We start from the raw sequence: 16151 nt of genomic DNA, 5'->3' as shown, positions 1-16151 counted from the left end.
CCCCCCCCCCCCCCCCCCCCCCCCCCCCCCCCCCCCCCCCCCCCCCCCCCCCCCCCCCCCCCCCCCCCACGGCCCCCAACCCCCCGCCGGGCCCCAGTTTTGGGGGCGATAAAATGACCATTATTGTCCGATAATGTCCGCATAAGAATTCTCATAAGTTACTGATTAATAAATAAGTTATTGTTTTAATGTTGGTTGTGTTTTTCGCTAAACAGTCTAACGCTGATTATGTTGCTGTGGGGATAAACATTCAGTAAACCGGGGAAAAGCAACCCCCTTTCCGGGCGGAAAGGGGGGAAGGAACATTACTTCAGCTCATCAACCATGGTGATGGCGCGGCCAATGTAGTTCGCAGGGGTCATCGCCTTCAGGCGGGTTTTCTCTTCTTCCGGCAGTGCCAGACCGTCGATAAACTGTTTCATGCCTTCGGCATCAACGCGTTTACCGCGGGTCAGCTCTTTCAGCTTCTCGTACGGTTTTTCGATACCGTAGCGGCGCATCACGGTCTGAATCGGCTCTGCCAGCACTTCCCAGTTGTGATCCAGCTCGTCCAGCAGACGGTCACGGTTCACTTCCAGCTTGCTCACGCCCTTCAGGGTGGACTGATATGCGATCAGCGCATAGCCAATGCCCACGCCCAGGTTACGCAGCACGGTGGAGTCGGTCAGGTCGCGCTGCCAGCGGGAAACCGGCAGCTTGCTCGCCATATGCTGCAGTACGGCATTCGCCAGTCCCAGGTTGCCTTCGGAGTTTTCGAAGTCGATTGGGTTCACTTTGTGCGGCATGGTGGAGGAGCCAATTTCACCGGCGATGGTTTTCTGCTTGAAGTGGTTCAGCGCGATGTAGCCCCACACGTCACGATCGAAGTCAATCAGGATGGTATTGAAGCGCGCGATGCAGTCAAACAGCTCGGCAATGTAGTCGTGCGGCTCAATCTGGGTGGTGTACGGGTTCCACTGAATGCCCAGCGAGGTCACGAACTCTTCGCTGAACTGGTGCCAGTCAACTTCCGGGTAAGCGGCGATGTGGGCGTTATAGTTACCGACCGCGCCGTTGATTTTGCCCAGAATTTCAACCTGTTCCAGCTGACGGTACTGGCGCTCCATACGGTACGCCACGTTCGCCATCTCTTTACCCATCGTGGATGGGGTGGCTGGCTGACCGTGAGTACGGGAAAGCAGCGGAATGTCGCGGTATTCCACGGACAGCGCTTTCACCGCGTCGATGATTTTACGCCAGTAAGGCAGCACCACTTCTTTACGCGCGGTGGAGAGCATCAGCGCGTGAGACAGGTTGTTGATGTCTTCGGAAGTACAGGCGAAGTGAATGAACTCGGATACCGCGTGCAGGGCCGGGACGCTTTCCACTTTCTCTTTCAGGAAGTACTCAACCGCCTTCACGTCGTGGTTGGTGGTGCGTTCAATGGTCTTAATGCGCGCGGCATCTTCTTCGCTAAACTCAGCAACGATTTTATCAAGGTAATCGTTTGCCTTTTCGTCAAAAGCAGGAACTTCCTTGATTGCTGCCTGGGCGGCCAGCTTTTGCAGCCAGCGTACTTCAACCTGAACACGGAACTTCAGCAAACCATATTCGCTGAAGATCCCGCGCAGCGCGCTGACTTTATCGCCGTAGCGTCCATCGACAGGGGATACGGCGGTCAGTGAGGATAATTCCATAATTCGCAACTCCGGGAGGTTAACAATGAGCAAGAATTTGTTTTGCCTGAGTGGTCAGGCGATTACGAGAAAACATTAACTGCAGGCGGCCACCGCCAACCTGATGCCACAGCACGGCGGCGCGGATCCCAGCCAGCAGGGAAGCGCGGACCTTCGCCTGCACCTGCGGGCTTTGCAACACGGCAGGGGAACCGGTGACCTGAATGCGCGGGCCCAGCGGGCTGATAACGTCAACGTAAATGCCCGCCATGGCGCTAAGCAGCGTTTCAGACTGCAGGTCAAAATGGTCGAGCTGACGCTGTAGCCCGGCGATGCGATCGCCCAGGGTATTGAGCGCGCCTTTCGCCGCGCTCAGCTTACGCTCCAGCACCATCAGGCTTAAGGTGTAGCGGGTCAGTTCCGCGTTTAACCCCTGACGGCTGCTGGCGTTAAGCACGCCAAGCAGGGTTTCAAGACCGAGACGAAGATTGGTTTCACTGCCGCCGAACACGCCCAGGGTTGAACCGGGGTTGAGGTCGATAACGCTGTTGAGCGAAACGTGCAGGGCATCAGCGTCACAGTGACCCTGATGCGCCAGCTGTTGCACCAGACGAGCAGACTGGCAAATTCCTGCCAGCGCCAGGGTGATGTCATAGTAATTCTTCGCCACACGGTCTCCTTTATGTGTGCAATCGGTTAAACAGCGGGCAGCGGCAGGCGCTGTTCAATGATCCCGCCGCCCAGGCAGATTTCACCGCTGTAGAAGACAGCAGACTGGCCCGGGGTAACGGCGGCGACCGGCTCGTCGAAACGGACGTCAATGCGGTCGTCATCGAGCGCGGTAATGGTGCAAGGAATATCGGTCTGGCGGTAGCGCGTTTTCACCGTGCAGCGCAGCGTGCCTTTCAGCGGCTCGCGATCGACCCAGTGCAGCTGCTGCGCGATAAGGCCAACGGACATCAGACGCGGATGGTCATGGCCCTGGGCGACAATCAGAATATTGTTTTCGACGTCTTTATCGACCACGTACCACGGATCTTCGCTACCTTCTTTAGTTCCGCCAATACCCAGGCCTTTACGCTGGCCTAAGGTGTGGTACATCAGCCCCTGATGCTGACCAATCTCGTCGCCGTCAACGGTGACAATTTTCCCCGGCTGTGCAGGCAGGTAGCGGCCCAGGAAATCACGGAATTTGCGCTCGCCGATAAAGCAGATACCGGTAGAGTCTTTTTTCTTCGCGGTGATCAGGTCCAGCTCTTCGGCAATTTTACGCACTTCAGGCTTTTCCAGTTCACCCACCGGGAACAGGCTTTGCGCAATCTGTTCATGGCTCAGCGTATAAAGGAAGTAGCTCTGGTCTTTATTGCCGTCGAGGCCGCGCAGCAGCTGGCTTTTGCCATTCACGTCCGCACGACGCACGTAGTGACCGGTCGCAATGTAGTCAGCGCCCAGATCTTCCGCGGCGAATTCCAGGAAGGCTTTAAATTTGATCTCTTTGTTGCACAGAATATCCGGGTTCGGGGTGCGTCCGGCTTTGTACTCCTCGAGGAACAGTTCAAAGACGTTATCCCAGTATTCTGCGGCAAAGTTAACGGTGTGCAGTTCAATGCCGAGCTTATCGCATACGGCCTGCGCGTCGGCGAGATCCGCAGCGGCAGTGCAGTATTCCTCGCCATCGTCTTCCTCCCAGTTCTTCATGAACAGGCCCTCCACCTTATAGCCCTGTTGCTGTAACAGGTAGGCGGAAACGGAGGAATCGACACCGCCGGACATGCCGACGATCACTTTTTTCTGGCTATTATCTGACATGGAATACTCACGACATTGAACTTCAAGGCGGCGTATTCTATCACGCCCCCCCACCGTTGACACCCTCTGTAAACGGCCAGTTAAATTCTCCGATGACCTCCAGCGGCAGGCGTGCGCCTGACTGCCAACAGCGGATGCTTTCCGCAACCAGCGGCGAGCGCAGGTTTGGCGCGTTCAGGATCTCGTCGGCGGTCACCCACAGGCAGCGATCGATATCGTCATCATGCGGTTCTGTGGCGCACGTTTCGCTAAGCTCAACGGCGAATAAAAAGCGCAGGAATGGGGTGCTGTCGGGCGCAATCCACTGGTGCATGCGGATGAAGTGCTGGGGCTCCGCGCGGATGCCGGTCTCTTCCCAGAGTTCACGTTTTGCTGCCTGTAATAAGGTTTCATTGGCTTCCAGATGCCCGGCTGGCTGATTCCACAGCGCCCTGCCGTTGATGCTCTCTTCTACAACCAGGAATTTACCCTGCGCGTGCACCACGCAGGCGACCGTGACATGAGGTTTAAACATCGTTTCTCCTTAAGGGGCTACGTCCCGCCATTCACCGTTTGCCAGGGAATCCAGCGTGTAGCTGCCCATGGCGTAGCGAATCAGGCGCAGGGTAGGGAAGCCCACGTGGGCGGTCATGCGCCGAACCTGACGGTTGCGGCCTTCATACAGGGTGATTTTGAGCCAGCTGGTGGGAATAGATTTGCGCTCGCGAATGGGCGGGTTGCGCGGCCACAGCCACTCCGGCTCATTCACGCGTTCAATACCGGCGGGCAGGGTGGGACCGTCGTTCAGCGTCACGCCGCTACGTAGTTTCGCCAGCGTCTCTTCGTCCGGCTCGCCCTCGACCTGAACGAAGTAAATTTTTCCGGTGCGTTTGCCCGGCTGCGTGAGCTTCGCCTGCAGAGCGCCGTCGTTGGTTAAGACCAGCATACCTTCGCTATCCCGGTCCAGACGACCGGCGGCGTAGACGCCCTGAACGGGGATGTAATCCTTCAGCGTGCTGCGCCCGGCCTCATCGGTAAACTGCGGCAAAACATCGTAGGGTTTATTGAACAAAATCACCCGCTTCGGCTGGTTTTGCTGGGGTCTTTTGGTGGCTTGTCGCGAGCTGAATCGCTCAACCCGGTGTTTTGTAAAAGAAGTTTTCTTCATGGTATTTTCAGGCGTTATCAATTGCCGCATTATAGCCTAATAACGAAGACCTTTCATGGCGCAGGACAATCAGGTACTATCGAAGGGCTCATTACAATTTATTAACATAAGATCAGTAACAACCAGAAGCGCTCGAAGGAGAGGTTAATGGAAAGCAAAGTAGTTGTTCCGGCGGAAGGTAAAAAGATCACCCTGCAAAACGGCAAGATTAACGTTCCTCACAATCCGATTATCCCGTTCATCGAAGGTGACGGTATCGGCGTAGACGTTACCCCGGCAATGCTGAAAGTGGTTGATGCCGCTGTTGAGAAAGCCTACAAAGGCGAGCGTAAAATTTCCTGGATGGAAATTTACACCGGTGAGAAATCTACTCAAGTTTATGGCCAGGACGTCTGGCTGCCAGCGGAAACGCTGGACCTGATCCGCGACTACCGCGTTGCTATTAAAGGCCCACTGACCACCCCGGTCGGCGGCGGCATCCGTTCCCTGAACGTGGCACTGCGTCAGGAGCTGGACCTGTACGTGTGTCTGCGTCCGGTTCGTTACTATCAGGGCACCCCAAGCCCGGTTAAGCACCCAGAACTGACCGACATGGTTATCTTCCGCGAAAACTCAGAAGACATCTACGCGGGTATCGAATGGAAAGCTGACTCTGCTGACGCAGAAAAAGTGATTAAATTCCTGCGCGAAGAGATGGGCGTGAAGAAAATTCGCTTCCCTGAGCATTGCGGTATCGGCATCAAGCCGTGCTCCGAAGAAGGGACCAAACGTCTGGTGCGCGCGGCAATTGAATACGCGATCACCAACGACCGTGACTCTGTGACCCTGGTTCACAAAGGCAACATCATGAAGTTCACCGAAGGCGCGTTCAAAGACTGGGGTTACCAGTTGGCGCAAGAAGAGTTCGGCGGTGAGCTGATCGACGGCGGCCCATGGCAGAAGATCAAGAACCCGAACACCGGCAAAGAGATCGTCATTAAAGATGTGATCGCCGATGCGTTCCTGCAGCAGATCCTGCTGCGTCCAGCGGAATACGACGTGATCGCCTGTATGAACCTGAACGGTGACTACATCTCCGACGCCCTGGCTGCACAGGTTGGCGGTATCGGTATCGCCCCAGGCGCGAACATCGGTGACGAATGCGCCCTGTTCGAAGCAACCCACGGTACTGCACCAAAATACGCAGGCCAGGACAAAGTGAACCCAGGCTCTATCATCCTGTCTGCAGAGATGATGCTGCGTCATATGGAATGGTTCGAAGCCGCAGACCTGATCGTTAAAGGTATGGAAGGCGCGATTAACGCGAAAACCGTAACTTACGACTTCGAACGTCTGATGGAAGGCGCTAAGCTGCTGAAATGTTCAGAGTTTGGCGACGCGATTATCGCGAATATGTAATCCAGATTCTGGATCAAACAAAACGGGAGCCTGATGGTTCCCGTTTTTTTATTATTCTTTTAGGAGGGATAGATAATATTTGTTCCATCACTATAAAAATTACGCCCTCAGATGGTATCAATGATATTTGGGCGTAGCGCTAAATATTCTGAAGCCAAATCGCCAGCTAGCTGGCTGATTTTTTCGGATCAGATTGTTCGTAATAAACGAGCTTAAGCCCTTGCTCACCTGACTGCAAAAGCAACGGATATTTGCTACCCTAAGGAAGATAACGCTTTAGATCCAGAGCGTTCGAAAGTTAATGGAATAAATTACGATGAGTGAAAATGATACTATCCCAAAGAAGTCTACAAGCCAGATTAACAAAGCGGTATTCTTCACATCTGCTTTGTTAATTTTCCTTCTTGTCGCCTTTGCCGCTGTATTCCCGGATTTGGCAGACAAAAAATTCAAACTGCTTCAGCAACAAATATTCACGAATGCCAGCTGGTTCTACATTCTTGCTGTCGCCCTGATTTTACTGAGCGTCACTTTCCTCGGTCTTTCACGTTACGGTGATATCAAACTGGGGCCGGATCATGCCCAGCCTGATTTCAGCTACCACTCCTGGTTTGCGATGCTGTTTTCGGCAGGGATGGGGATCGGCCTGATGTTCTTTGGCGTTGCCGAACCGGTGATGCATTACCTTTCGCCGCCTGTCGGCACCCCTGAGACCGTCGCCGCCGCGAAAGAAGCCATGCGACTGACGTTCTTCCACTGGGGACTGCATGCCTGGGCAATCTATGCCATTGTGGCGCTGATTCTGGCATTCTTCAGCTACCGTCACGGGCTGCCTTTAACGCTGCGTTCTGCACTCTATCCCATCATCGGCGATCGCATCTATGGGCCTATAGGCCATGCGGTTGATATTTTTGCGGTGATAGGGACCGTCTTTGGCGTTGCCACATCGCTGGGTTACGGTGTTTTGCAGGTTAATGCCGGTTTGAACCACCTTTTTGGGGTGCCCATCAATGAAACGGTGCAGGTCATTCTGATTGTAGTCATCACGGGGTTAGCGACGATTTCAGTGGTGTCCGGTCTGGATAAAGGAATACGCATCCTCTCTGAACTCAATCTGGGTCTGGCTGTTTTACTCCTGGCGCTTGTGCTGTGTCTTGGACCAACCGTACTTTTATTGAAATCTTTTGTCGAGAATACCGGCGGTTATCTTTCGGAATTAGTGAGTAAAACCTTTAACCTTTACGCCTACGAACCGAAATCAAGCAACTGGCTTGGTGGCTGGACGCTATTGTACTGGGGATGGTGGCTTTCCTGGTCGCCGTTTGTCGGTATGTTCATCGCGCGCGTATCCCGTGGCAGGACAATTCGTGAGTTTGTCACGGGCGTGCTGTTTGTTCCCGCTGGTTTTACCCTCATGTGGATGACGGTGTTTGGTAACAGCGCCATTTATCTCATCATGAACCAGGGAGCCACTGACCTGGCAAATACCGTCCAGCAGGATGTCGCGCTGGCACTGTTTAATTTCCTGGAACATTTCCCGTTCTCGTCAGTGTTGTCATTTATTGCAATGGCGATGGTTATCGTGTTCTTTGTCACCTCGGCTGACTCTGGCGCAATGGTTGTTGATACGCTGGCGTCTGGCGGCGTCGCCAACACGCCTGTCTGGCAGCGAATTTTCTGGGCATCGCTCATGGGAATTGTTGCTATCGCATTGCTGATTGCGGGTGGCCTGAGCGCGTTGCAAACCGTAACGATAGCGAGCGCATTACCGTTCTCCGTGATCTTATTGATCTCAATTTACGGACTGTTAAAAGCCCTGCGTCGAGATTTGACCAAACGTGAAAGTCTGAGCATGGCGACGATTGCGCCGACGGCAGCACGTAACCCTATTCCGTGGCAGAGAAGGTTGCGCAATATTGCCTATCTGCCGAAACGTTCTCTGGTGAAACGGTTTATGGACGACGTTATCCAGCCTGCCATGACGTTGGTTCAGGAAGAACTGAACAAGCAGGGGACGTTGAGTCATATCAATGATGCGGCTGACGATCGTCTCCGGCTTGAAGTTGATTTAGGCAATGAGCTGAACTTTATTTATGAAGTAAGGCTTCGTGGCTATAATTCGCCTACTTTTGCGCTTGCCGCGATGGATAATGATGAGCAGCAGGCGGAGCAGCATCGTTATTATCGCGCAGAAGTTTATCTGAAAGAAGGTGGTCAGAATTATGATGTAATGGGCTGGAATCAGGAACAGCTTATTAACGACATACTTGACCAGTATGAAAAACACCTGCACTTCTTGCACCTGGTTCGTTAATATGTTTTGCCGCCCTTAGGGCGGCATTACGTTAGGGTAGGCACTCTCTTCCAGCAGGAAAAAATAATGTTAGCCACCATTCTTATCGCTGTCGTTGCATTCATCCACATCTACATTCTTGTGCTGGAAATGTTCCTGTGGAACACCAGAACGGGGCACAAGGCCTTTAATCTGCGTCCCGATTTTGCGCGCGACACCCGCGTGCTCGCCGCGAATCAGGGGCTGTATAATGGTTTTCTGGCTGCGGGTCTGCTCTGGAGCCTCTGGCTTAGTGAAAAGGGGTTATCCGTGGCCATCTTCTTCCTGACCTGCGTGTTGATTGCCGGACTCTTTGGCGCAGCGACCGCCAGCCGAAAGATACTGTACGTTCAGGCCCTGCCTGCTCTTGCAGCCCTGCTTGCCCTGCTTATCTGACGCAGCGCGTTGGTTAACCGTACGTCGTCGGATATACTTGTGGCTTCACCCTCAGAGGTTAACACTGTTATGAATAACGAAATCCCACTCAAGTATTATGACATCGTCGAAGAATACGCGACGGAAGCCACAAAGCCCGTGAGTGAGTCAGAGCAGGACTCGCTGGCGCATTATTTCCAGCTTCTTCTTACGCGCTTGTCGAATAATGAAGAGATCGATGAGGAAGCTCAGCAGGAGATGGCGCGTGAAGCCGGGGTTCGTGCCGAACGTATTGACGATATTGCGAATTTTCTCAACCAGTGGGGAAACGAGTAGCCTACCGCGCGATCCCAGCGAGTCGCTTCGCAAGCTCGCTCCGGGTGACGGATTTTGAGAAATACCATCCCTGAATCAGCGCCTCGGGGTATCTTTCAGCAATAAAGCGATACTGTATTTCGCTCTCTACGCCTTCGAAAACAAGCGTTTTATTCAGTTTTGCGAGGGCGTCGCTAAAGATGACAAAAATGTTCTGCTTGTAATGTTCACTGATGCCATCGACCAGCGACTTGTCGATTTTGATCTCATCATATTCAAGCAGCGATAGCCTTGCCAGGTTTGAGTTTTGCACCCCGAAGTCATCAATGGATATTCTCACGCCAAGATTTTTTAAATCCTTGCAGAAATCTTCCAGAATATTTCCCGTTGAAATAGCTTTTTCAGAAAGCTCGATTTTTATCAGAGAGAGCGGAATGTTATTAGCTAAACAGCTACGGCGCAAAATGCTGATAAACTGTCCGTCTTCAATTTCCGTTCGGCCAACATTGAGCGAAACAACCAGATGATATTTAATAATAAGTGGCGCGATATCCGAAAGGGATTTTTGCAGAATATTAATATAGTAATTTTTATACAGGCCAATTTTTTTGATTAATGGAATAAAAAGTTCCGGAGAGACGTCACCGTATCTTGCGTCACGCCATCTCGACAAGACCTCAACGCCCACAATCTTTTTATCCTCAATCCGAACAATCGGCTGGTAATGAACGCCGATGGTATTAGTGATAACCGCTTTGACCAGCGTCCGCTCCAGGGAGAACCGGTCCTCGTTGAGTCGAAAGAAAAATAGCGTTATCGCAATCCAGACAAAACATAAAATGACCGCGAGAACGATAAACACGACGGGAGATAACGAGGCCAGTCCCGCGTTGTGATGCTTCACAATGACGCACAAATCCCAGGAGGTACTGCACTGGGTGAGGGGCAGGGTAAACAAGGATGAATGTAGTTCGCTCTGTTGGTTTAATTCAGGCGTAGCCGAAAAAAATGTTCTGCTTAAGTCCCTGGTGGTGGTGCTCAGAGAATAGCTCTCCGTAACCGGGGTGAATTTATCGTAAGCATAGCGGGAGGTGAAGATAATGTGATTATTATAGATGGCCGCATTGCCGGTAAAAAAATCTTTTCTGGAAAATTGTGCGAGGAGAAATCCTCTGGGCGTTTCATGGAGTTCTTCAGGAAGCGGAACAGGGTTAACGAGTTTACCCCAAAAAGCGGTACAGACTATTTTTCCCTTTTCAATAAAACCGACGTCTGCAACATAAAGGCTTTCAAGCTTGACCTGCCGGTAGCGATCGAGACTGTCTTTGTCGCATCCCTGTGTGGTCAAGTTTTTGAGGGTCTGCGCTACGCTCTGGGTCAGACCTTCTGAGTGCTGTAAAAGGGTACGGGAAATCTCAAGCTGTTTGCTTTTCTGCTGGCTCACGATAACTGCATTTACCGCAAAAAGAGACAGGAAGACCAGAAACGCTGAAACGATAGTAACGGCAATGATCTTTTTCATTTTCCAGATACCCTGTCCGCTCCCTCATCTCTCAAATCTTATCACAGGCAGGACAAGCTACAAGCCTGATAATAACGGCGGCCGTTACGCTTAAGTGCAATTCGTTTTCCTCTTAACCTGAGCTTTGTTACAGTGACAAGAGTTGTCAGCCAGGGATGCCAGGCGTGATAAGGTGGAAAAGCTCGTGCATGTGAAAAATACTTTTTACACAACAACCATTACCGTCATCATTGTTTCATTGATTGTTTCATTGTCGCTTGCCGTCCAGATTGCCACGTCCCGACAGCAGTCAATTCAGCAGATCAATACCAGCGTTGCCAACCTGAGCCATACCCTGAACGTCTACACGGAAGGGATCATTCGCCAGAGTGAAATGTTGATTACTACCGTTTCTGACACAATTGAAATTTATGGTATGACCCCGCAGCAGGCGATCAATATTCAGCGAATGATAAGCAATCAGGATAATCTTCTTACTCAGATTAATAATGTGGTTGTCTATGATGCGCATGGGGATATCTTCACTGCATTGCACAAGAATTTTGCCGGCCCGCATAAAGGCGCGGACAGGGCATTTTTTGTCTATCACAAGGAGAATAAAAGTCAGCAGATTTATATTGGTGAGCCGGTGATAAGTAGAACCAATGGTAAATGGGTTATCACCCTTAGCCGACGCCTTGAAACCCACACCGGTGCATTTAACGGTGTTGTGGTGGTGACGCTGGGTATCGAAAATTTTTTGGCGCTTTATGGACAGATTAATATTGGTCACGCGGGCGTTATTGGTTTAACGACGCAAGCAGGCGTTTTACTGATTCGTTATCCCTTTAAAAATAACTATATCGGTACGATTTTTTCTGACTCACCTCTCTTCAGAAAATACCTCAAGGTACAAAATACAGGTATAGCCAGCTCCGTCTCCCGGTTTGATAAAATCGAACGCATTTATGCCTATGAGAAAAACAGGCGCTACGGACTGGTTACCACGGTAGCGGTAAGCATTGATGAAGCCCTTTCACCGTGGCGCAAGCAGGCGATTCAGCTTGCCGCACTTATTTTGGTGTTTACCGCGACGCTCATCGTGGCGTCCTGTTTCCTCTATTCCGACTTATCCAGAAAAGCACGGGATAACAAAGCGCTAAAGATTATTGCCTCGGAGGATGCGCTGACAGGGCTTTATAACAGGCGCATCTTTGATGAAAAAATCCTCTCGGAAATCGCGGCGTGTGCGGCAAAGGACGCGCCGCTTTCGCTGCTCCTTGTGGATGTGGACTACTTCAAAAAGTACAACGATAACTACGGCCATCCCGAAGGGGACAGATGCCTGGCGTTGCTGGGAAATTGCCTCAGGGAAAGCCTCACCCGCGACAACCAGGTTGTGGCGCGGTATGGCGGGGAGGAGTTTGCGCTGATTTTGCCTGAAACGGATATCCAGGAGGCGCTCCGCCTTGCGCAGGCGATTATTCGCAATGTTTTCTCTCAGCAAATTGAACACGCGTTTAGCCCCTTCGGGCGGGTCACGGTAAGCGTGGGGGTCTCCAGCGCGCGTGCTGTCAACATCGCGGGTAGCCAGCAGAATATTGTTAATGCTGCCGACCAGGCGCTCTATCAGGCAAAACGCGGCGGACGCAACCGGCACGCTTTCGTTGGAGCTTGATCAAAAAAAAGCCCACTCAAGAGTGGGCAAGAAATACTGGAAGCAATGTGAGCAATGTCGTACTGAATACCTGAGTGTTTTTCTCAACTATTCAGTGTTGAGAAAGATAATCTTTCTCAACAAAAGATGCAACCCCACAGTTCTTGTGGAAGGGCATGTTGATGAAGAAATGCGCAGACTCTCTCTGTGAGGCTTATCACAAATTTCCTTTCTCAGATCCTGTGCTATCCTTTTTGTGTCGTTGATTTAATGACAAAAACCATACAGAGAGGAAAGTTATGGGAATTTTATCCTGGATTATCTTTGGGCTTATTGCGGGTATTCTGGCGAAGTGGATCATGCCGGGCAAAGATGGCGGTGGGTTTATCGTCACCATAATACTGGGTATTGTCGGCGCGGTAGTCGGCGGTTGGATCAGTACGCTGTTCGGTTTTGGTAAAGTCGATGGCTTTAACTTCGGCAGTTTCGCGGTCGCGGTGATCGGCGCGCTGGTTGTGCTGTTTATCTACAGAAAGATCAAAAGCTAATACTGAAGCGTTAAAAAGGCTGCCAGATGGCGGCCTTTTTACGTAACGGGGTTACCACCAGCCAAACTGCGTGCCGGCAAACGCCACGACGGCCACGATCAACATAAACAGGGTGGTTTTTCTCATTTATGCCCCTGGAGCCGCGTAACCACCGACAAAAAACCACGCCAGAAATACCACCGCCGTTATAAAAATAACGACCGGGAAGAGGATCCCTATTCTCATATCATCACCTGTTTCGGTTTTTGTAACGCCGTAGAGTGTACGGGGTTAATCCATCGTGAGAAAGCCTGTTTTACTTTTTCCTTTCTTATCCTGATACATCGCGATATCCGCGGCACGTAACGCACTGTCCGGATCGGTTACGCCGGGATCCACTTCGATAACGCCGAGGCTGGCGCCAGGATAAATAATGCTGATGCTACCCAGCCAGTATTCCCCCGCAATTCGGGCGCTGAGGCGCGTTCTGAGAAGGTGAATTTGCTCCTCATTCTTGACGTTGCTCAGAGTGGCTACCAGAAACTCATCGCCGCCCAGCCGACCGATGATATCGTCCTGCTGTTTTTCTGCGGTCAAACGCTTGCCCACTTCAATCAGGAACTGGTCGCCTGCTTCGTGCCCGTAGCGATCGTTAATCAGTTTGAAATCATCCAGATCGATAAAGGCAATGATGGCGTTACGTTTCAGATGCCGCGCCAGGGAAAACAGGGTGGTCAGATCCTCAAAAATGGCGCGACGGTTGGGTAATCCTGTAAGAGCATCCGTGTAGGAGTGCGCGATAAGCGCCGCGTTGGCTTCACGGAGCTGAGTTACCAGAGACTCTTTCTGAATGTACTGACTAATCAATCCGGCGAAGAGTTTTAGCATCTGCTCCCCGCGCGCGCTGAGCGGTTTTTTGGCCGTGCTGGTGGCGCAGAGCGTACCGTAAAGCGAGCCATCGGCAAGATGAACGGGGATGCTCATGTAAGTGGTAATGCCGAGTGCTTTCGCCGCTTCACACTCCGGCCAGCGCTCGGGAACATCGTTACTGAACAGCGTGTCGCTATCGAGCGCGCGCTTGCACAGCGTTTCATCCCACGGCACGCTCAGCCCCTCGGGGATCGTCATCTGCTTGCTGTTTCGGGCATAGAGGATGTGCTGCAGCCGCGCTTTGATATCCACCTTCGTCAGGTAAGTCGACTCCATGTCGGTGACGATTTCCAGCATCTCCAGCAGCTGGCGAACAAGACTTTCAAGAGATTGCTCAGTGGCGAGGGTTTCTGAAACACGGGCAAGGATAATATCCGACATGACGTAGAAAGACTCCCAGGCAGAAGACGTCTGCATCTGCATGTTATGCTGAATTCGTAGGCTTCCGGCATAGTTAAACATGAATGCAGAAAATTTAATACAGGCTGAAAGAGGGGGGATTGGGCGGGGGAAAAAAAGCCCCGTTGTTGAGAGCGGGGCAAAGACATCTTGATTACGGAATGATGTTCTCTGGTCAAAGTGAGAACATGCCAGACTATAGCGTTGAAAAGTGCAGTTAGAATGGAGAAATCATGGAGAAAGCGGCGACAAGCCGTTACCCTTAGCCAACGATGATGTTAAAAGGATCAACAAGATGAGATTTCTGCTACTGGCGCTGGCGCTTCCCCTGGTTGCCTGCACCGCAAAAACAACCCCACCCGACGCCCCGAAACCGCCGCACGCCGTGGGCATGGCGAACCCGGCTTCCGTTTACTGCCTGGAAAAGGGCGGGGAACAGGTCCCGATTCAAAGCCCGCAGGGTGTGCGCACCGAGTGCAAGCTGCCCGGCGGCGAAGTGATCGACGAATGGACGCTTTATCGTCGCGATCATCCGCAACCCGCCAGGTGACAGAGGGATAGTAGCTGCGATACACTTCTCTTTAGGATTATTCTTAGCCATTATCTGGCTACCGTTACCGCGAGAGAAGTATGTTTCAGCTTAAACCGGGCAGCATGGCGATGATCGTTGGTGCCCGCACGGCGTCAGGCCGCCGCAATATTGGTAAATCTGTTGAGCTATTTGGCCTTTGCCAGCCCGGCCAGCGTTTCGTTAACCCGGTCAACGGCGTGATGACGCAGTTACCCGCAAGCGCGGACCGCGCGCTCTGGCTGGTGACGGGAGACGTCTACGCCTTTGACAATCAACACGGCTTTGCGTTTGTTCGCGCCGAACACCTGATGCCGCTCACTCCGGACGAAGCTCCGCAAATTCAGAATGCGCTGACGGTCGGCTGATCACAGCTGACGCAGCCAGTCGGCTAAGACCAGAGCGTGATTCTGCTTCGTGTCCTTCGCGCCGTAGAGCAGGGTTACGGTCTGCCTGTGCGCCAGCGCCGCCAGACGCTCTCCCTCGTCCTTATGCTGCGCCAGCTCGTCTTTGTAGGCTTGAGTGAAGGCCGCGAAATCAATCGCTTCGCTATGAAAGTCCTTGCGTAACGCACTGGACGGTGTGAGCGTTTTACACCATTCATCATACGCGAGGTCCGTTTTTTTAACCCCGCGGGGCCAGAGCCTGTCCACCAGAACCCGATAGCCATCGTCCGGGCTTGCCTGCTCATAGACGCGTTTGCACTGAATCATGATTCCACCCTCCCAATTTAAGGTATTGTGATAATTGCAGAAGATCGGTAGTCTGAGGTTCCTTATGTTATCTGATAATACTCTGGCATAAGGAACCTTTCATGGAACACCTCCCGGTTAAAACGACGCTGCGCATTGCGCTGGTTGGCGATTACAATCCTGACGTTATTGCACACAAGGCGATCCCGCTGGCCATTGACGACGCCGCCGCAGTCCTTGACCTCACCGCCGATTACGACTGGCTTGCCACCACGGAATTAACCAGTTCTGAGGATCTGGTGGGCTACGATGCCATCTGGCTGGTTCCCGCAAGCCCCTATAAAAATACCGAGGCGGCCTTTATTGCCGCACGCTACGCGCGTGAAAACAGCATTCCGTTCCTGGGCACCTGCGGTGGATTCCAGCATGCGTTGATTGAATATGCCCGTAACGTGCTGGGCTGGAGCGATGCGGCACATGCTGAGAGGGATACAGAAGGTACGATGGTGATTGCGCCGCTGGCCTGCTCGCTGGTGGAAAAAACCGAAGCCATTGAGCTGCGCAATAATACGCTGATTGCGAAGGCCTACGGAAAGCCGGAAATCGTAGAGGGTTATCGCTGCAGCTATGGCGTTTCGGCGGCATTTGCCCGGGAACTGGAGAGCGGTGATATGCGCGTGACGGGCTGGGACGAGCAGGGGGAAATCCGCGCGGTGGAGCTGGTGACCCATCCGTTCTTTGTGATCACCTTATTCCAGCACGAGCGTGCTGCGCTGGAAGGGCGTCCGGTGGTGCTGGTGCAGGCAATGCTGCGCGCGGCGCGCGGGTAAAAAAGGCAGACCCGAT

The 16151-nt window shown here is 52.4% G+C and carries 18 protein-coding genes; 9 read left to right on the top strand and 9 right to left on the bottom strand.

All coding sequences use genetic code 11. From position 1 onward, the window contains the following. Positions 1-305: 305 nt before the first annotated feature. From purB to rluE, 5 genes are read right to left on the bottom strand one after another with little or no spacing between them, the layout of a single operon-like run. Positions 306-1676 (bottom strand): adenylosuccinate lyase, encoded by a 1371-nt coding sequence (gene purB / locus UTO39_RS05235; RefSeq protein WP_014883421.1) that lies wholly within the window; start codon positions 1674-1676, stop codon positions 306-308. Positions 1677-1695: 19 nt separating this feature from the next. Then, positions 1696-2325 carry a high frequency lysogenization protein HflD gene (gene hflD / locus UTO39_RS05230; protein WP_013097081.1) on the bottom strand — a complete coding sequence of 210 codons (630 nt, stop codon included), beginning with the start codon at positions 2323-2325 and terminating at the stop codon, positions 1696-1698. A gap of 26 nt (positions 2326-2351) precedes the next feature. Further along, the gene (gene mnmA, locus UTO39_RS05225) at positions 2352-3464 is read right to left on the bottom strand and encodes a tRNA 2-thiouridine(34) synthase MnmA (protein ID WP_061098546.1); all 1113 of its coding nucleotides are present in this window, start codon (positions 3462-3464) and stop codon (positions 2352-2354) included. A 40-nt stretch (positions 3465-3504) separates the two neighbouring features. Beyond that, positions 3505-3978: an NUDIX hydrolase gene (locus tag UTO39_RS05220; RefSeq protein WP_320726642.1), complete on the bottom strand. Its 474-nt coding sequence runs from the start codon at positions 3976-3978 to the stop codon at positions 3505-3507. A gap of 9 nt (positions 3979-3987) precedes the next feature. Continuing rightward, a complete protein-coding gene (gene rluE, locus UTO39_RS05215) occupies positions 3988-4641 on the bottom strand; it encodes a 23S rRNA pseudouridine(2457) synthase RluE (protein WP_320726641.1) in 654 nt (217 codons plus the stop codon). A gap of 117 nt (positions 4642-4758) precedes the next feature. Here rluE and icd point away from each other — a divergent pair, with 117 nt between their 5' ends. The 4 genes from icd (at position 4759) to UTO39_RS05195 (ending at position 9052) form a co-directional block, all read left to right on the top strand. Further along, the gene (gene icd, locus UTO39_RS05210) at positions 4759-6009 is read left to right on the top strand and encodes an NADP-dependent isocitrate dehydrogenase (protein WP_061098543.1); all 1251 of its coding nucleotides are present in this window, start codon (positions 4759-4761) and stop codon (positions 6007-6009) included. Positions 6010-6325: 316 nt separating this feature from the next. After that, positions 6326-8323, top strand: coding sequence for a choline BCCT transporter BetT (locus UTO39_RS05205; RefSeq protein ID WP_320726640.1), 1998 nt, complete (start codon positions 6326-6328; stop codon positions 8321-8323). 66 nt (positions 8324-8389) lie between these two features. Continuing rightward, positions 8390-8737: a DUF1304 domain-containing protein gene (locus UTO39_RS05200; RefSeq protein WP_320726639.1), complete on the top strand. Its 348-nt coding sequence runs from the start codon at positions 8390-8392 to the stop codon at positions 8735-8737. A gap of 69 nt (positions 8738-8806) precedes the next feature. Further along, positions 8807-9052: a DUF2543 family protein gene (locus UTO39_RS05195; RefSeq protein WP_028012755.1), complete on the top strand. Its 246-nt coding sequence runs from the start codon at positions 8807-8809 to the stop codon at positions 9050-9052. Position 9053: 1 nt separating this feature from the next. Here the strand turns inward: UTO39_RS05195 and UTO39_RS05190 are convergent, their stop codons facing one another. After that, complete coding sequence (locus tag UTO39_RS05190; protein WP_320726638.1) at positions 9054-10553, bottom strand: EAL domain-containing protein; 1500 nt, start codon at positions 10551-10553, stop codon at positions 9054-9056. A 172-nt stretch (positions 10554-10725) separates the two neighbouring features. Between UTO39_RS05190 and UTO39_RS05185 the strand changes: the two genes are divergently transcribed. Both UTO39_RS05185 and UTO39_RS05180 read left to right on the top strand, forming a co-directional pair. Continuing rightward, positions 10726-12210, top strand: coding sequence for a sensor domain-containing diguanylate cyclase (locus UTO39_RS05185; protein ID WP_320726637.1), 1485 nt, complete (start codon positions 10726-10728; stop codon positions 12208-12210). A 278-nt stretch (positions 12211-12488) separates the two neighbouring features. Beyond that, positions 12489-12737, top strand: a complete 249-nt coding sequence (locus tag UTO39_RS05180) for a GlsB/YeaQ/YmgE family stress response membrane protein (protein ID WP_028012758.1) — start codon at positions 12489-12491, stop codon at positions 12735-12737. A 126-nt stretch (positions 12738-12863) separates the two neighbouring features. On the opposite strand, the gene UTO39_RS05175 is transcribed toward UTO39_RS05180, so the two are convergent. Together UTO39_RS05175 and UTO39_RS05170 are read right to left on the bottom strand one after the other, a co-directional pair. Next, on the bottom strand, positions 12864-12962 hold the full coding sequence (locus tag UTO39_RS05175; RefSeq protein WP_014883431.1) for a YoaK family small membrane protein: 99 nt from the start codon (positions 12960-12962) through the stop codon (positions 12864-12866). 45 nt (positions 12963-13007) lie between these two features. Continuing rightward, positions 13008-14027 (bottom strand): sensor domain-containing diguanylate cyclase, encoded by a 1020-nt coding sequence (locus UTO39_RS05170; RefSeq protein ID WP_253543481.1) that lies wholly within the window; start codon positions 14025-14027, stop codon positions 13008-13010. A 313-nt stretch (positions 14028-14340) separates the two neighbouring features. Between UTO39_RS05170 and UTO39_RS05165 the strand changes: the two genes are divergently transcribed. Both UTO39_RS05165 and UTO39_RS05160 read left to right on the top strand, forming a co-directional pair. Then, the gene (locus UTO39_RS05165; RefSeq protein ID WP_045261615.1) at positions 14341-14595 is read left to right on the top strand and encodes a DUF333 domain-containing protein; all 255 of its coding nucleotides are present in this window, start codon (positions 14341-14343) and stop codon (positions 14593-14595) included. An 80-nt stretch (positions 14596-14675) separates the two neighbouring features. After that, complete coding sequence (locus tag UTO39_RS05160; RefSeq protein WP_061098538.1) at positions 14676-14981, top strand: hypothetical protein; 306 nt, start codon at positions 14676-14678, stop codon at positions 14979-14981. Here the strand turns inward: UTO39_RS05160 and UTO39_RS05155 are convergent, their stop codons facing one another. After that, positions 14982-15326, bottom strand: a complete 345-nt coding sequence (locus UTO39_RS05155; protein WP_061098537.1) for a DUF488 domain-containing protein — start codon at positions 15324-15326, stop codon at positions 14982-14984. 101 nt (positions 15327-15427) lie between these two features. On the opposite strand from UTO39_RS05155, the gene UTO39_RS05150 reads away from it, so the two are divergent. Next, positions 15428-16135: a CTP synthase gene (locus tag UTO39_RS05150; RefSeq protein WP_320726636.1), complete on the top strand. Its 708-nt coding sequence runs from the start codon at positions 15428-15430 to the stop codon at positions 16133-16135. Positions 16136-16151 lie beyond the last annotated feature (16 nt).

This window comes from Enterobacter sp. 118C5, from assembly GCF_034107645.1.
GTDB classification, from domain to species: domain Bacteria; phylum Pseudomonadota; class Gammaproteobacteria; order Enterobacterales; family Enterobacteriaceae; genus Enterobacter; species Enterobacter nematophilus.
The sequence above is the reverse complement of the archived record's forward strand: the minus strand, read 5'-3'. Positions and strand labels throughout refer to the sequence as shown.

Excerpts from the sequence above, each read along its gene's own strand:
- UTO39_RS05200 (WP_320726639.1), top strand. The coding sequence starts at position 8,390 with ATGTTAGCCACCATTCTTATCGCTGTCGTTGCATTCATCCACATCTAC.
- UTO39_RS05175 (WP_014883431.1), bottom strand. The coding sequence starts at position 12,962 with ATGAGAATAGGGATCCTCTTCCCGGTCGTTATTTTTATAACGGCGGTG.
- UTO39_RS05150 (WP_320726636.1), top strand. The coding sequence starts at position 15,428 with ATGGAACACCTCCCGGTTAAAACGACGCTGCGCATTGCGCTGGTTGGC.
- UTO39_RS05155 (WP_061098537.1), bottom strand. The coding sequence starts at position 15,326 with ATGATTCAGTGCAAACGCGTCTATGAGCAGGCAAGCCCGGACGATGGC.
- rluE (WP_320726641.1), bottom strand. The coding sequence starts at position 4,641 with ATGCGGCAATTGATAACGCCTGAAAATACCATGAAGAAAACTTCTTTT.
- UTO39_RS05195 (WP_028012755.1), top strand. The coding sequence starts at position 8,807 with ATGAATAACGAAATCCCACTCAAGTATTATGACATCGTCGAAGAATAC.
- UTO39_RS05165 (WP_045261615.1), top strand. The coding sequence starts at position 14,341 with ATGAGATTTCTGCTACTGGCGCTGGCGCTTCCCCTGGTTGCCTGCACC.
- UTO39_RS05170 (WP_253543481.1), bottom strand. The coding sequence starts at position 14,027 with ATGTCGGATATTATCCTTGCCCGTGTTTCAGAAACCCTCGCCACTGAG.
- UTO39_RS05190 (WP_320726638.1), bottom strand. The coding sequence starts at position 10,553 with ATGAAAAAGATCATTGCCGTTACTATCGTTTCAGCGTTTCTGGTCTTC.
- mnmA (WP_061098546.1), bottom strand. The coding sequence starts at position 3,464 with ATGTCAGATAATAGCCAGAAAAAAGTGATCGTCGGCATGTCCGGCGGT.
- UTO39_RS05220 (WP_320726642.1), bottom strand. The coding sequence starts at position 3,978 with ATGTTTAAACCTCATGTCACGGTCGCCTGCGTGGTGCACGCGCAGGGT.
- UTO39_RS05205 (WP_320726640.1), top strand. The coding sequence starts at position 6,326 with ATGAGTGAAAATGATACTATCCCAAAGAAGTCTACAAGCCAGATTAAC.
- purB (WP_014883421.1), bottom strand. The coding sequence starts at position 1,676 with ATGGAATTATCCTCACTGACCGCCGTATCCCCTGTCGATGGACGCTAC.
- UTO39_RS05180 (WP_028012758.1), top strand. The coding sequence starts at position 12,489 with ATGGGAATTTTATCCTGGATTATCTTTGGGCTTATTGCGGGTATTCTG.
- UTO39_RS05160 (WP_061098538.1), top strand. The coding sequence starts at position 14,676 with ATGTTTCAGCTTAAACCGGGCAGCATGGCGATGATCGTTGGTGCCCGC.
- icd (WP_061098543.1), top strand. The coding sequence starts at position 4,759 with ATGGAAAGCAAAGTAGTTGTTCCGGCGGAAGGTAAAAAGATCACCCTG.